This window comes from Natrinema pallidum (assembly GCF_005890195.1).
Taxonomy (GTDB): domain Archaea; phylum Halobacteriota; class Halobacteria; order Halobacteriales; family Natrialbaceae; genus Natrinema; species Natrinema pallidum.
This window is the reverse complement of record NZ_CP040637.1, coordinates 527,770-542,301: the sequence shown is the minus strand read 5'-3', so window position 1 is coordinate 542,301 and position 14,532 is coordinate 527,770. Positions and strand designations below refer to the sequence as shown.

The 14,532-nt window shown below is 65.2% G+C and carries 15 protein-coding genes and 1 tRNA gene; 6 read left to right on the top strand and 10 right to left on the bottom strand.

Going from position 1 to position 14,532, the window contains the following annotated elements; all coding sequences use genetic code 11:
- Positions 1 to 79 precede the first annotated feature (79 nt).
- Complete coding sequence (locus tag FGF80_RS02585; protein ID WP_138652059.1) at positions 80 to 877, bottom strand: helix-turn-helix transcriptional regulator; 798 nt, start codon at positions 875 to 877, stop codon at positions 80 to 82.
- Between the two features lie 179 nt (positions 878 to 1,056).
- Here FGF80_RS02585 and FGF80_RS02580 point away from each other — a divergent pair, with 179 nt between their 5' ends.
- On the top strand, positions 1,057 to 1,386 hold the full coding sequence (locus FGF80_RS02580) for a hypothetical protein (RefSeq protein WP_006186841.1): 330 nt from the start codon (positions 1,057 to 1,059) through the stop codon (positions 1,384 to 1,386).
- Here the strand turns inward: FGF80_RS02580 and FGF80_RS02575 are convergent.
- From FGF80_RS02575 to lrp, 3 genes are all read right to left on the bottom strand, one after another.
- Positions 1,383 to 2,156, bottom strand: a complete 774-nt coding sequence (locus FGF80_RS02575) for an MOSC domain-containing protein (protein ID WP_138652057.1) — start codon at positions 2,154 to 2,156, stop codon at positions 1,383 to 1,385. The two genes, FGF80_RS02580 and FGF80_RS02575, sit on opposite strands and share 4 nt — an antisense overlap.
- Before the next feature lie 136 nt (positions 2,157 to 2,292).
- Positions 2,293 to 2,547, bottom strand: a complete 255-nt coding sequence (locus FGF80_RS02570; RefSeq protein WP_006186843.1) for a HalOD1 output domain-containing protein — start codon at positions 2,545 to 2,547, stop codon at positions 2,293 to 2,295.
- Positions 2,548 to 2,676: 129 nt separating this feature from the next.
- Positions 2,677 to 3,132, bottom strand: a complete 456-nt coding sequence (lrp, locus tag FGF80_RS02565; protein WP_006186844.1) for an HTH-type transcriptional regulator Lrp — start codon at positions 3,130 to 3,132, stop codon at positions 2,677 to 2,679.
- 245 nt (positions 3,133 to 3,377) lie between these two features.
- On the opposite strand from lrp, the gene FGF80_RS02560 reads away from it, so the two are divergent.
- Entirely contained in the window at positions 3,378 to 3,695 is a 318-nt protein-coding gene (locus FGF80_RS02560) for a hypothetical protein (RefSeq protein ID WP_006186845.1), read from the top strand.
- Between the two features lie 194 nt (positions 3,696 to 3,889).
- On the opposite strand, the gene FGF80_RS02555 is transcribed toward FGF80_RS02560, so the two are convergent.
- Positions 3,890 to 3,964, bottom strand: a tRNA-Glu gene (locus FGF80_RS02555).
- Between the two features lie 179 nt (positions 3,965 to 4,143).
- Between FGF80_RS02555 and FGF80_RS02550 the strand changes: the two genes are divergently transcribed.
- Both FGF80_RS02550 and FGF80_RS02545 read left to right on the top strand, forming a co-directional pair.
- Positions 4,144 to 4,881, top strand: coding sequence for a fumarylacetoacetate hydrolase family protein (locus tag FGF80_RS02550; RefSeq protein ID WP_138652055.1), 738 nt, complete (start codon positions 4,144 to 4,146; stop codon positions 4,879 to 4,881).
- A 72-nt stretch (positions 4,882 to 4,953) separates the two neighbouring features.
- The gene (locus tag FGF80_RS02545) at positions 4,954 to 5,652 is read left to right on the top strand and encodes an MBL fold metallo-hydrolase (protein ID WP_138652053.1); all 699 of its coding nucleotides are present in this window, start codon (positions 4,954 to 4,956) and stop codon (positions 5,650 to 5,652) included.
- Between the two features lie 108 nt (positions 5,653 to 5,760).
- Here FGF80_RS02545 and FGF80_RS02540 read toward each other — a convergent pair whose 3' ends face one another.
- Entirely contained in the window at positions 5,761 to 6,066 is a 306-nt protein-coding gene (locus FGF80_RS02540) for a hypothetical protein (protein ID WP_006186848.1), read from the bottom strand.
- A gap of 248 nt (positions 6,067 to 6,314) precedes the next feature.
- On the opposite strand from FGF80_RS02540, the gene FGF80_RS02535 reads away from it, so the two are divergent.
- Complete coding sequence (locus tag FGF80_RS02535) at positions 6,315 to 7,667, top strand: Nramp family divalent metal transporter (protein ID WP_138652051.1); 1,353 nt, start codon at positions 6,315 to 6,317, stop codon at positions 7,665 to 7,667.
- Between the two features lie 62 nt (positions 7,668 to 7,729).
- The gene (locus FGF80_RS02530) at positions 7,730 to 8,722 is read left to right on the top strand and encodes a zinc ribbon domain-containing protein (RefSeq protein ID WP_138652049.1); all 993 of its coding nucleotides are present in this window, start codon (positions 7,730 to 7,732) and stop codon (positions 8,720 to 8,722) included.
- A gap of 107 nt (positions 8,723 to 8,829) precedes the next feature.
- Here the strand turns inward: FGF80_RS02530 and FGF80_RS02525 are convergent, their stop codons facing one another.
- From FGF80_RS02525 to FGF80_RS02510, 4 genes are all read right to left on the bottom strand, one after another.
- On the bottom strand, positions 8,830 to 9,921 hold the full coding sequence (locus tag FGF80_RS02525) for a DNA topoisomerase IV subunit A (protein ID WP_006186851.1): 1,092 nt from the start codon (positions 9,919 to 9,921) through the stop codon (positions 8,830 to 8,832).
- Positions 9,918 to 12,389, bottom strand: coding sequence for a DNA topoisomerase VI subunit B (locus FGF80_RS02520; RefSeq protein WP_138652047.1), 2,472 nt, complete (start codon positions 12,387 to 12,389; stop codon positions 9,918 to 9,920). Before FGF80_RS02520 ends, FGF80_RS02525 begins: the two co-directional genes overlap by 4 nt.
- Before the next feature lie 119 nt (positions 12,390 to 12,508).
- A complete protein-coding gene (locus tag FGF80_RS02515; protein WP_138652045.1) occupies positions 12,509 to 12,865 on the bottom strand; it encodes a DsrE family protein in 357 nt (118 codons plus the stop codon).
- 151 nt (positions 12,866 to 13,016) lie between these two features.
- The gene (locus tag FGF80_RS02510; protein ID WP_138652043.1) at positions 13,017 to 14,441 is read right to left on the bottom strand and encodes a dihydrolipoyl dehydrogenase; all 1,425 of its coding nucleotides are present in this window, start codon (positions 14,439 to 14,441) and stop codon (positions 13,017 to 13,019) included.
- Positions 14,442 to 14,532: the final 91 nt, after the last annotated feature.

The window sequence follows — 14,532 nt, the reverse complement described above, 5'->3', positions numbered from 1 at the left end:
GTATCCCACACAGTCTGTGCACGGCGTGCACGCACCGCGGTCGCGGACCGGCCAGTAGTGACCCGCCGATCGTCGGCGGCTACTCGGCACCGTCCATCGCCGTCGCGCGCCGGTCGAGGGCTTCGAATCGATCGACCGCCCACTCCCTGACTCGCGTATCGGTCGCTTCGAGAAGCGCCGTCGGGAGCCCGTTCTCGTCGTGGACGCCGATCTGAACCGCGTCGTCGACGATCCCCAGATAGAACGGGACCTCGTCGGCGACGACCGCGACGGCAAGCGACTCGGCGTCGGCCATCGCCGCGAACGTCTCCGCGACCGACGGCTCCGTCCGCAGCGTCTCCGCGACCGACTCCGTGACTAGCAACTCGAAGACGGCCCCCGATTCGAGTGCCTCTCGCGACGCCTCGAGCGGTTTCGCCGCCGTCGCCGGCAGCACGGCCCTGACGTGCTCCGCGTCGGCGAGACTCGCCGCGCGGTACTCGGTCGGCGCGTAGGGGTTCGCCGTCGTGGACTCGACGACCGTCGCGTCGACCAGCCCCTCGAGATCGAAGCCGAGTTCGATCGCCGGAATCCGCTCGAGCACCGGCCGCAGCCGAACCATCGCGTCGACCCGGTCCAGCGTTTTCGTCACCGCGCCCGTCGCGAGGGCCCCGGCCGACGTGAGTTCGTACCGTCGACCCCGTTCGCGGAGCAGGCCGCGTTCTCCCAATCCATCCAGATTCCGTTGTAGCGTCGTTCGCACGACGTCGACCTCGGCCCGTAGCGCATCCCTCGAGACGGCACCCTCCGCTGCCAGCGTCTCGAGGATCCGTACTCGGGTCGGTGAACGCGCCACGTACTCGAGCGTCTCGATCGCAGCCCCCGTTCGATCACCCATCACGTCTCGGTTCTCCAACCGAGCCCACTTTATCGCACTGGCCACTGCCGGGGAGTTTCGCCCCCGTAACTGCAATCCGAGCGATCGCTATGGCTGAACGCTGTCACCGATCGGGACACTGTGATCGGCCTGTGTCTGCGGGCACAATCGTATAGACGATCACGGCCGAACGACCGGGTATGGAGACGCGATGGGCGACCGTCGACGGTGTCACCCTCGAACTACCGGCCGACAGTACCGTCAACGAGCTCCGGGACGCGCTCTACAAACCCGACGACGCGGTGCTGGTCGCGGTGACGGGTGATCTCGTCTCGGTCGTCCACGACGAGGATCGACGGCTCTCCGAACTGGTCGCCGGCTGTGCCGAGACCTATTACTTCCGGCGGCAGGCCGGTCCCGCGCGAAACGATGTGCTAGCCGCGCCGGAACTCGAGGACGTACTGGCTGCCTCGAGCGACGACCGGGAGGAGGCCGAGACGACGTTTCAGCGGCCCGGCATCGACCACTAGTTCCGGCGGGTTTCGACCGGATCGCCGACGCTGAGCGTCCGGCCGCGATCGGACTCGGGGACGCGTGTGATGATCATCAGCGAGTAGTAGTGATCGAACGCGTCGAGGTCGGCCCACTCGGGAAACGTCGCCTCTCGCTTTCGAACGAACCGCGTTCGGAACTCCTCGATCGGCTCCCCCGTATCGGGATCGCGCCGGGGGACGACACAGCGGCCACAGGGTGTCACCCCGTCGAATCGGACCCCACCGATCTCGAACGCCGGTGCGTCCGCGCCGACGAACCGATCCTCCCAGAACGGGTCGACGCCGGCGATCTCGATGTTCGCTCGGAGTCGTCGTCGCGCACCCTCGACGGTCATCTCGTCGAACCAGGACGCGACCGTCTCGAGCGTCGCCGTACTGATCACCGACGGCCCCATTTCGCGCCGATCGACGAACCCCAGCGACGTGTCCCGCTCGAGCGACAGTTCGACGTCGAAAAACTCGCTGAACCAGGAGGCGGCGGTCCCACGGTCGGACTCGAGATCGAACTGCCGCTCCTCGCCGTCGGGCGTCTCGACCGCGAGCAGACCCGTCGCCGGATCGTACTCGGTATCCAGAGCGTGGACGCGCTCGGTCCGTGTGCCGTTGAGAACGTCGCCATCGGTATCGAACAGTGCGAACTCCCTGTCGTGGGCCACCGTCCCGCCGTCGAGGACGTCGGCCGCCTCGAGATCGATGCCGTCCAGCCCCTTCACCGGATACACCCTGAGCCGAGCAAGTCGCGCCATTGCCACCACGTACCGGACGAACCCCTATCAGTCTTCTTTCGATCGGGGTCGGCGTGCAACTCACGGCCGCGGCTCGCGACCCTCCATCGGCGATCGAACGCGTAACCGAGCGATCGCTCGGAGACGACCCCCGTGATCAGTCGATCGTCACGATGGGGTCGTCGCGCTGATCGAACTCGACCGTTATCTCGTGGTCGGCGTAGGAAAACCCGATCCGACCGGCTCGGCGCTCGCCAGATTCGGTCGTCGCAAAGATCGCTGCGAGAGCATCGGGATCGACCGCCTCGAACAACGGCGGTAACGACAGCGGATCGATATCCTCGAGCGTCGCGACGCCAGTGACGATACGCTCGTGGACCTCGTCGGTGTCGACTGCGAGGGATTGGCCCATCGATACCTACCGCCACATCGTGCTATTAATAACTTGCGGAACGATCGATTATTGTGGTTATTACCGAGCCGAACAAGTATTGTCACGTCCCGTTCGCGGTCCGGGTCGGAGACCGCGGTAGTCGGCGGCTTACTCCGTGTCGAGTTCGAACTGTTCGTTCTCCGAGACGGAGTTGAGAACGATGCTCGTATTCGACTGGTTGATATCGGGATCGGTGATCAGCGTCTTGATCTGATCGTTCATATCGTCCGTGTCCTGGAACTTCCCGATGGCGATCACGTCGTAGTCGCCGGTAACCTCGTACACCGAGATCATCTGCCGGTGCTCCTTCAGCGTCTCCGTGATCTCGGGGAGGGCGTTCCCTTCGGCTTTGAATTGCATGACGGCGGTGACATCGTAGCCGACGGCATCGTAGTCGACTTTCGGCGTGTAGCCCTCGATCACACCCTCGTCCTCGAGATCGGAGAGGTGGTTCGAGACGGTCGTGACGGAGACGTCGAGTTCCTCGGCGAGGCTTCGCAGACTCGCGCGGCCGTCGTCGAGCAGTTCGTTGACCAGATCGGAATCCAAGTGTTCGTAGGTCATTGTCCGATATAAATTCCCCCACGTACTAGGGGTTTACGAATATCCAGTTCTATCCGGTACTATTGAGACGGTGTTGCGATGTGTGCGGACGAGTCGTGGGAGGGCTGAATTAGTGATCGAGACCCGACCAACCTTCGCGGTCGCTCGCCGAAAACACCACTCCATCTCGGTGTCCGATGGACGCGTCTATAACTCGTGAACAATTCAATGAGTGCGGTCATAGAGACCGAGACGAAACGACCCGTATGACCGTCCTACTCGTCGGGGCAGTCCTTGTGCTCTGCCTCCTTCCGTCGCTGCTCTTCCTCGGGTTCTGGAACGGACTCGTCCGCATGCAACGGCGGTCACTGATCGCTCGAACGAGTTCCCGTGCGGGCTACTCCGACCCGACCGTCACGTGGAGCGACGTCATCGACGCGTCCACCGATCCACGACACCACCTCCTTGCGGCCCCGTCCGAACCGCAGTCGACGACCACTCGTGACGGGCAATGTGCCGCGTGTGCCACAGCAAACGACTCGATCGCGTCGTTCTGTCGCAACTGTGGCCGCACACTCGAGTGAGACGGCCGACCGCCGCTCACGGAGACGGTCGCCTCGTCGCTTCCTACCGGCCACGCGGACGGATCGCACCCGTGAACTATCTCGAGAGCGGACTCGAGGCGTCCTGAAAATGAAAATCGTCCCGCTTGGATGTCCATGTATTTCAACTACCGGAGCGTTCGCTTTCCGTTTCGTTACGTCGATCCACAGGAGAGTGCTCCGTCTGGGATTTGAACCCAGGTCATCGGCTCGAAAGGCCGAAATGATTGGCCGGACTACACCAACGGAGCGTGCTTCGCAACTGGTTGTTGCCGAGGCCTAATGAAAAACGTTCCGTTCCGATCCAGCAGTGGTACGAGATCACGCACGCTAACCCGTTATTTCGCCGACAACAGACGGTAGCACCTGATCGGCCGGGCGACTCCACACCACCTCAATCCTTTTCATCTCCTGTGCCCATTCCACCGACATGAAATACGTCCGCTTTCGCGATCCGGCCGGTGCGGTCCGCCGCGGCGAGTACGAGAACGGGACGGTTCGGTTCGGCACCGAGCGCTACGCGCTCGAGGACGACGATATCGATATCCTCCCGCCGTCGGAGCCCTCAAAGGTCGTTTGCATCGGGAAGAACTACGCCGAGCACGCCGCGGAGTTCGACTCCGAGGTTCCCGACCGCCCGATGCTGTTCCTGAAGCCACCGAACGCGCTCGCGGCCCACGGCGACACCGTGTCCCTGCCCGCGGGAAAGGACCGGATCGACCACGAGGCCGAACTCGGCGTCGTCATCGGTGAGCAGTGCCGGCACGTCCCCGAGGACGACGCGATGGAGGTCGTGGAAGGGTTCACCTGCGTCAACGATCTTTCGAATCGCGACGACCAGCGCCAGGAGCAAAACTGGATTCGCGGCAAGGCGTTCGACGGCGCTGCGCCCATGGGTCCCGTACTCGCGACGCCCGACGAAGTGCCCGCCGACGCGTCGGTGCGGACGCGAGTCAACGGCGAGACGAAACAGGACGGCTCCCGCGAGCAACTCATCTTCTCGATCCCGGAACTGATCGCCGAGATCACGACCTACCTCACCTTGGAGCCCGGCGACGTGATCGCGACCGGCACACCCGAGGGCGTCGGACCCCTGTCCGACGGCGACGAGATCGAGATCGAAGTCGAGGGCGTCGGTACGCTCGAGCACGCAGTCCGGATTCCCTGAGTTGCGAGCCGCGAACCGAGCCATCGACGCGATCGGTGAACCCTTTTCGGGTCGCTCGAGGAACCACTAGACATGACGGTACGATTCGACGCGGTAACGCTCGAGTGGGTCGGCCTCGCGACCGTCAGGCTCGAGGGAGAGACCGGTGCGGTCGTCTACACGGACCCCGGTCCGGAACGAGCCGGCGTTCTGGACGGGTCCGAGCCTCGAGACGGGGATCTGATCCTCGTTTCTCACGGCCACCACTACGATCCTGAATCGATTCGGCGGGTCGCTCGCGATGACGCGCTGGTCGTCGTCCACGAATCGATCGACGCGAGCGAGGGCAGCAGCGAGCGACCCGAGGACCTGCCGTTCGATGTCGAACGCGTCCGCGCGGACGAGTCGTTCGTTCTCGGACCGCTCGACCTATTCACGACGCCGGCGTACAACGACCCCGACGGACCGCGCACGGACGACGAGGGCGTGCCCTATCATCCCGACGGTCGAGGCTGTGGCTTCGGCATCACGATCGACGGTGTTACCACGTTCTGGCCCGGCGATACCGATGTCCACGGCTTTCACGACACCGTGACCGTCGATTGCTTCCTCCCGCCGATCGACGGAACGGTCACGATGGATCGCCACGAAGCCGCGTCGTTGGCCGAACGGATCGATCCCGACCTCGTGGTCCCGATCCGCTACGATACCGTTCCCGAGATCGAAGCCGACGCCGACGCGTTCGTCGTCGACGTCGCGAGGCGCGGGATTCCGGTCGCCCTCGACGAATAAACGGCGCGGACGGCCGCGCCGAGAGCGCGTACCTCTCGAGCGACGAACGCGGTTGCTGCGGTCGACACGGACGGTTGGCGGTGGTCGGAAAACATCCTCGTGGTGCGATTAGACGCCCAGTCGCGACCAGACGAACACCGCGACACCGACGAGTACCACCACTGCGAACGCCGCCCACTGCCCGAACTCGGTGTCCGCGATCGGTGCGAACGGATCGACGAGACCGGTCCCTTGCAGGAGGCCCAGCCCGAGCACCACCATGGCCCCGATGGCGATGAGACCGATCGTGACGCCCTCCTTTACCATCCACGCCGTTTCGTCGGCCTCCTGGGCGGGGGAGGTCGTCGGCTCGTCGATCGCCTCCTCGTCGGGCTCGCTGTGCAACGGCCGTTCGCTGTCGTTGTCGTCGGCCATATCACGAGTCTAGCCGAGAAGAGCCGCCACAGACGGGAACCGGTTGCACCTGCAGTCACAGGGCACCGACGGGAGACCCAGCCATCTCGCCGACCTCAGTGGTACCGATCCGCAAGTCGCACGATATAAGTGGCCCGTGGGAAATCCTTCGACACCCATGATGTTTGTTACCATTGTCGGAGAGACGATTCGACTCGCCCCCGCGTTCCCGGGCGCTGAGAGGACATCCGGGGCGATCGGTGATTCGGATGAGCGGTGAGGAGACGACGGTCCCCGAACCGGACCTCGAGTACCCCGAGCGGGACTGGCGGGGGTTTTTCAGGGAACACTTCGGCCCGTCGATGCTGTGGGCCCTCATCAGTATCGGTGGGAGCCACATCGTGCTCGCGCCTACCCTCGGCGGGACCTTCGGGATCGTCGCGATCTGGATGTTCGGGCTCATCTACGCCGCGAAGTACGGGGCCTGGGAGCTCGGCATACGGTACAACTACGGTGCGGGCGCAAACCCGATCGAAGCCTACGACCAACTCCCCGGTCCCAAGAACTGGGCGCTCTGGGTGACGATCCTCGTGTTCACCGGCATGTATACGTTCATCACGGCCAGCGTCGGCATGAGCACGGCCGCGTTCGTCGCCGCGCTCACCCCCGCGTGGTTCACCGCCACCATCGCGTACGTCGTCTTCGTCGGCGGGGCGGGGCTGCTCGTCGTCGTCTCACGCTACAGCCTGCTCGAGACGGCCCTGATCGCCTTTACGATCGCACTTGGCCTTCTCGTCCTCCTGGGCGTGATCGTCGGACCGCCATCGGGCGATATCGTCCGTGGGACCGCCTTTGCAGTGCCCGATCTGACCGGGCCGGTCTTTATCGGCCTGTTCGCCGCCGCCGCTGGTTTCGCGCCGACCGGCTTCAGCACGAGTATCCTGATCGGCAGTTGGAGCATGGCGAAAGGCGAGGGCGCAAGCGAACTCGAGGAGCGCGGGCTCGATCCCGACGACCCGAAGCACCACGACTACATCCGGGCGTGGATCAGGACCGGCCGCCGCGATTTCAACATCGGCTACGCGTTCAGCTTCCTGCTGATCGTCGCCATGGTACTGCTGGCGTCGAGCGTGCTCTACCCGGAGCCGCCGACGGACGCGAATCTCGCCGTCGCGATCGGGGCGATTCTCAGCGACTCCTTCGGCGACTGGTCGTACTACGCCATGCTGCTCGGGGGGTTCGCCGCGCTATACTCGACGGTCATCACGCTGCTCGATGGGGCTGCCCGGGCCACCGGTGACATCCTGCCGATGGCCCTCGAGAACGACGACATCAACAGCGAGCGGGTACGGAAACTCGTCGTCGTCGGCGTCGTCGCCGTCAGCAGCGCGATGGTTCTCGCGCTGGGCGAAGTCCCGGTGACGCTGTTGCTCTACGTCGCCGCGGTGTTAGCGGTCACCGAGATCTTTTTCTACCCGGCCAACTGGTACGTCGTCGAGAAGAACCTGCCAGACCCGTTCCGTCCCTCGCGGGCCTGGCACGCGTACTACATCGTCAGCCTGCTCTTGGTGTTGCTTTTCGGGGCGATGGGTGCCGCGGTTCGACTCGGGATCATCGGCTGACCGTCCGAGTTGGAATTCCGACGGCTCCAAAGAGTTAGTGTCGCAGTCACCGACGCACGACTATGCGCAGTGACCGCCCGCGACGCCGGCGCGACGGCCGAACTGGGTCGCTGTACTGCACCGACTGCGGCGCACCCCTCGAGCCCACGATGCGCTACTGTCCGGACTGTGGCGCGATGATTGCCCGCTCGAGCCGACGGTCGCGGTCGGCGGCGACATCGTTGTCGCGGCCGGGGACCGAACACCGCCCGCGAGCGGATACGAGCCGTGAGCCAGCGGGGACGAGCGGCCGTAATTCGAACCCGGCGACAGACCGCGACCGCCTCGAGCGTCGAATCGCCGCCGCCTCGCGGGACGGCTGGCGACTGGAACACGACTTTGGCGACCACGCCGTGTTACTCCGGCGGACGTTCGGTGGCCTGGCCGACCACCTGGCGGTCGCGCTGCTCACCGGCTGGTGGACGATGGGGATCGGCAACGTTCTCTACGGCGCGTACCGATACGTCGACGGTACCGAGCGAACAGTCGTCCGAGCGGAGCCGGTCGATACCGACCAACCGGATGACACCACGACCGACTCGACCCTGTTCCGGCGGGGGCTCGCAGTCCTCGGGTGGCTGCTGGCGGCGCTCACCGTCGCGATCGGCGTCCAACTGGGGGTCTCTGCCGTGGGCCTCGGTCTGTTCGCGCTCGCACTCGGCCTCGCGATTGCGGTGACGAGCGTGCTCCCGTCGGTCAGTGGCCGCCTCGAGAACCGCCACTCGGTGCTGACGAACGGGCGAACACACACGGTCGACGACCGCACCGTCGTCGCCCCCGACGACCCGTGTGCCGCGTGTGCCGGCCCTATCGACCGCGGCCTCGAGCGGCGCTACCGCGCGGAAGTGTGCGTACTGGGCGTGCCGGTGACCGCAACCGGCGGCCGCAACTATTACTGTCGACAGTGTGCGAACGCGGAGTCGGCCGCGACCGCCGCGGGCGAGCATGCGCTGGCCGTGGAACCGGAACCGAACGATTCGTCGGCGGAGCCGAACGCGGAACGGGACCATGTTTGAAATCGCCGTTCGTGGGATTCGACCGTCCCTCGGGACACGCCAGCGATCCCGAGGCGGACTCGATCGCGTCCGAACCGACCCGTCGGGGTTCGACGACCCGCGTCGCCTCAGATAACGCCCATCTCGTCCAGTCGCTCCGGCAGATAGGTTTCGGTCACGAAGTCGAGGCCGTGAGACGCCAGCGACTGCTGTTCGGACTTCTTCCCGAGGTCGAGTTGCAGTTCGATCTGTTCCTCCCAGTAGTCGGTCTGGAACCGCGGGTCCTCGAGTTCGCTCTCCAGGGCGTTGATGTCCGAATCGGAGAGCGGGTCTGTCGGCAGTTCGTACTCGACGATGTCTGCGGGCTGGATGCCGATGAAGTCCGCTTCGGGGGTCGCGAGGTACTCCGAGAGGTGGGCGGACTTGATCGAGCCGTAAGCGACGGAGCCGTAGATGCGGTACGACCACGGGTCGCCGTCGGTAAACACGGTCACCGGGAGCCCGAGTTCGTCGTGGAGTCGCTTTGTGATCCGGCGGGTCGCCCGCGCGGGTTGGCCCTTGAGATGGACGATTAGGGCGTTGTACTGCTCGTCGAACCCGTTCTCGACGAGCCGGTCTCGCATCCCACCGGTTTCGACGGCGAGAATGAAGTCGGCGTCACAGTCGAGAAACTCGATCGTGTCCGGGTTGTTCGGAATCTGGTACCCGCCCTCGCCGACGTCTTCCTGACAGTGGATCTCGCGTTCGCCCCGCCGGGTCTGCTCGCGGAGGTGCAACGGCCCCATGAGGGTCGCCCCGGATTCTTCGGGGCGCATGTGGAAGTCCTCGCGGGTAACCCCGGAGACGATTTCGAGGTCCTCGACCATGCTGTTGGACTCGTCCTGATCGTTGAACTGGGCCTCGTCGTTGTCCCAGCTCTCCGAGAGGTAGTAGAGCTCACGCAGGGTCGACGAGCGGTCCTCCTCGAGCTGGTCGGCGAGGAACTCGATCGTGTAGACCGCTTTCAGGAGCTTTCGCGCGCCGCGGACGGAGTTGGCCGACCGCGTCGACTCGCGGTCGCCGTAAACCCAGACAGCCATCTCCTCGTCGTACTCGATGTTGTTCTTCGTCCGCGTCGGCACGGACATGTGGGGGATCTCGCCCAGTTCGAACTGGTCGTAGAACTGCGCCGCGAGATCGATCAACTGCTCTCTGGCTTCCTGGTTGTCGTCTGCGCTCATTGGTTTACAGTCAGCTTCTCGCTCTCGACGCCTTTGACGTCCAGATCGAACGTCGCGTCGGCCGGTACCTCGTACTCGAGGGCCGCATCGTCGTCGCTTTGTACCTCGGGTTCCCATTTGACGAACCACTCGCCGTCCATCTCGACGGTCGTCGCGCCGTCCGAGAGGGCGGTCGGCTCCGCCGAGACGATGTCGGTGATCTCGAGGGATTCGTTCGTGCTCGAGTTGTTCTCGACGACGACGGAAACGGCCTTTCCGTCGCCGTTTTCGTTCACCTCGCGCTCGACGAGGACGTTGTTCATGATGCGGGCGATCGCGTCGTCGATGTCGGGTTCGTCGCGGCCGGTGACTTCGGCGACTTTTGTGGCCATCTCCGGGAGAATTTTCCCGAGGACGTTCTGTTTCTTCCGGCGCTGTTGCATCGACCGGCGCTTGTTGAGGTAGCTCTTGAGGTCGCGGGCCGCCTCCCGGATCGCAAGCTCGATCTCGTCTTCGATCTCCGGGACGTTCGCGACGGCGTCTTTCGACTCGCTCGTGAAGGGAACGTTCGTCGAGGCGACGTGGATCATGATGACGACCGGCCCGTTCGGCAGACCGGAGCCACCGGGCTGGTCGAGCCCGTAGTTACGCCAGCCGATCGACTTGACCACGTCCGTCGTCGCACAGGCACCGCGCTGATAGACCAGCGGCACTCGGTTGGCGAATCGCATGACGTCGCCGGTGCCCTCCGCCGGTAACTCGCCGCCGTAGGCGATCCCGGCCTCGACGATGAACGGATCGCCGCCGGAGACGCCCGCATCGCGGGTCGCGGAGGCGTAGAAGTCCGCATCGAACTCCTTCTTGAGACCGGCGGTGATGAGGTCCTCGGAGATGGGTGCGAGACACCGCGTCGGCGGTGCCATGATGTCGGTCGCGCGCATCGCATCGACGAGGTCGCTGGTGGCGTCGCGGTCGCCGTCGAGTTCCCGGACGAGCGGCGGGTCGTCGGGGACGGTTGCCATCACGCCCCAGATCGCGTCGGTGACGTTCTCGCGAGCCGTCTCGCCGAAGGAGACATCGTCGTACTCCTCGGTGAGGTCGGCGACCCGGTCGACGTGTTCCCGAAGGTCCGTGCGGGTGAGTCGATGGCGAACGTTCCCGCCGTCCTCCTCGTCGCTCTCGAGTTCGGCGTCGAACTTGGCGGCGAGTCGGTCGGCGAAGGCGTGGATAATCTCGTCGTCCTTGCGGGTACTCGTCGCCTCGTCCGCAAGGTCGTGGAGGTCGGTGACCAGCCGGGAGTCGCCGTCTCCCTCGGCCCCGTCGCCCTCCGTCTCGGCGGCGTCGATCAGTTCGAGCCAGACCGCTTCGACCGCGTTCTCGCGGACGGTGTCGCCGAACGTCGTTCCGTGCTCGTCCTCGACCGTTTCAGCCGCCGATTCGACCGTCTCGAGCAGTTCGTGGTGTGCGATGCGGTCGCAGTCGGCAACTCCATCGGCGATGGCCTCTGCGAACGCCGCCGTCGCCTCGGCACCCTTGTTCGCCGTCGCATCCTCGACCGCGGCGTGGAGGTCGACGTCCTCATGTGTGGCCGGCGGCCGCCAGCGCATTTCGCGGCCGTAGTAGCGGTCGCGGAACGCGTCGATGATCGACCCGGCCGTCTTCTTCCCGACGCGGGTGAACTCCTCCTGTACGAACCCCGAGACCGTCTGGGAGTCCGTCGCCGTCAGCATCTTCATCACTGTCCCGAGTTCGACGCCGTGGGGGTGGGGCCGGATCTCCTCGGTCTCCTCGGGGAGTTGGTCGGTCGCGCGCTCGAACTTGAAGTGTTCCTGGGGTTCGCGCAACTCGAGGCGGGCGTGGGGGTTGACGACCGCCGTGTGCTTGATGTAGTCGTGAAGTTGCTGGCGGGCGCGCATGTTCGCCTCCATCTCGAGTTCGATGCGCGTCCCGTGGGGGCGATCCCAGGTGGTCGTCTCCTCGACACTGATCTCGGGCTCGTTGCTGTCGGTGTCGACGATGAGTTCGAAGTACTCGGCCTCCTCGGACCCCTGCGTGCGACTGGTGATCTTGGCGGGTTTGCCGCTGGTCAGTTGGGCGTAGAGAACGGCGGCGGAGATCCCGATCCCCTGCTGGCCGCGGGATTGTTCGCGTGCGTGAAAGCGAGAGCCGTAGAGTAGTTTCCCGAAAACCTTCGGGAGCGATTCCTTGGTCAGCCCCGGACCGTTGTCCTCGACGATCAGGCGATAGTAGTCGCCGACTTCCTGAATTTCGACGTAGATATCCGGGAGAATGCCCGACTCCTCGGCGGCATCTAAGGCGTTGTCGACGGCCTCCTTGACGGCCGTGACGAGGCCTCGAGCACCGCTGTCGAAGCCGAGCATGTGCTTGTTCTTCTCGAAGAACTCGGCGATGGAGATCGACTGCTGGCTCTCGGCCAGCTCCTCGGCGATCCCCGGCTCGTCACCGAGTGTCGACTGGAACGACGTCATCGTCTCCCTGTACTAACGGGGAGGCTAAAAGGTGTGTGCTACCGGAGTGAAAGTGAATCCGAAGCGGCGTTTTCACTGCATCGGTGCCACAAACCGGGACGGTTGCGGGTTCCGCCCGGTTAGTAGGTGATGATCTCGTAATCGTCGTCGATCAGCGAGCGGATGCTTGGGTGCCCCTCGTTGTCGTCGATCGTGACGACCCCGGCATCGTCGATCGCATCCTCGACGCCGAACGCGCCCGCGCAGTAGTCACAGGCCGCCGCTTTGTCGCTGACCGACCGGTAGCGGTCGTGATAGTCGTGGTCCTCGGCTTCCAGTTCCGGAATCCACTGGGTCCCGGCCCCGTCGAAAATGAGTTCGAGGTCGTCGTCGGGGTTCTCGGCGAACTCCCTGGCCGCCTCGAAGCCGTTGACGAGTCGCCCGGTATCGCTGTGCGATTCGGTGCCTGCCAGGATTACGATGGCTGCGTTCGTCATTACGGAGGGAGGGACGCCGGTGAACTACAAAAGGGACCGGCGGTCGTGTGCCGCGGTCGAAGAGCCGTCAACGGCGGCGACTGTCAGTCGACTCGAGGCGTGCGATATCGGGGGCGGAATGCGATGGGCGGTATCAGCCTGCTGGACGGCGTCAGTGATCGTGCCCGTCATCCCGCGTGAACTGCCCCGAAACGGCCCGCTGGACGACCTCCGAGAGTGCGGGGTGGATGTGGACCGAGTCCCGGATGTCCCGAACCGTTCCGGAGCCGGCCGTCATCGCAACGACGACCTCCTGAATCAGATCCGAGGCCCCGGGGCCGATGATGTGACAACCCAGAATCTCGCCCTCGAGGTCGATGATCGGCTTGACGAACCCCTCGGCTTTCATCGCCGACCCGCGGGCGGTCTCCTCGTAGCGGTAGGTGCGCGTGGCGTACTCCCGGTCCGACTCCCGCAACTCCTGCTCGGTCAGTCCGACGCCGGCGACCGCCGGCGAGCCGAAGACGGCAAAGGGCATCGCCGAGTAGTCGACCGGCTCGAGGTCCTCGCCGAACAGGTTCCGCGCGACGGTCCGTGCCTCGTGGTTGGCGTTGTGTTTCAGCAGGTACTCGCCGACGACGTCGCCGAGCGCCCAGACGCCGTCGGCGGTCGTGCGTAGGTACGCGTCCGTCTCGACGAAGCCGGCCGCGTCGGTCTCGATCCCCGCGGCCTCGACGTTCAGCGTGTCGGTATTGGGGACGCGACCGGCGGCGACGAGCAGTTCGTCGCCGGTGACCGAGACCGTCTCGACGTCGTTCGCCGCATCGCCTCCCGGTTCCGGGAACGGGCGGGCCTCAAGGGTGATCGCGTCCCCCGACTCCACGACCGCGGTGGCCTCGTAACCGGTGTAGATGTCGAACCGGTCGGCGTAGCGCTCGGTGAACTCGGCGGCGACCGCCGCGTCGGCGTCGGGAAGCAGGTGCGGCCGACGGCCGACGATCGACACGTCGCTGCCGAAGGTGCCGAAGAAGTGGCCCAGTTCCGCGGCGATGTAGCCGCCGCCGACGATGATCAGGTGGTCCGGCGGGGACTCGAGTTGCAGCGCCTCGCGGCTGGTGAGGTAGTCGACGGCTTCAAGCCCGTCGATCGGCGGGACTGCCGGGCGGGTCCCGGCCGCCACGAGGACGGTGTCGGCAGTGAGCCGTTCGCCGTCGTGGTCGCCGTCGGCGAGTTCGATCGTCCGCTCGTCGACGAACCGGGCCTCGGCCTTGTACAGATCGTGGCGGTCCGACGAGGCGAGGCCGCGCTCGATCGCGTCGGAACTGCTGTGAACGTCCTCGGTGACCTCGCGGACGATCTCGGCGATGTCGACGTCCTCGACGGTCGCGTCGATGTGGAACTCGTCGGCCCGCTCGATCGTCTTCAGGACGTCGGCGTGATACAGCAACTGCTTCGAGGGGATACAGCCGCGGTTCAGACAGGTCCCGCCCAGCCGCCCCTTCTCGACGATCGCGACCGACTGGCCCTGATTCGCCGCCGCGTTCGCCACGTCGAGCCCCGATCCGGAGCCGATGACGAGGAAGTCGTACTCCTCCATAGGCGGAGGACGGCCCCCAACGCAATGAATAGCGGGCCACGCTTCTGCAGGACTCGGGCGGAATCCACTCCGGTGGTGTCCGAAAACTACC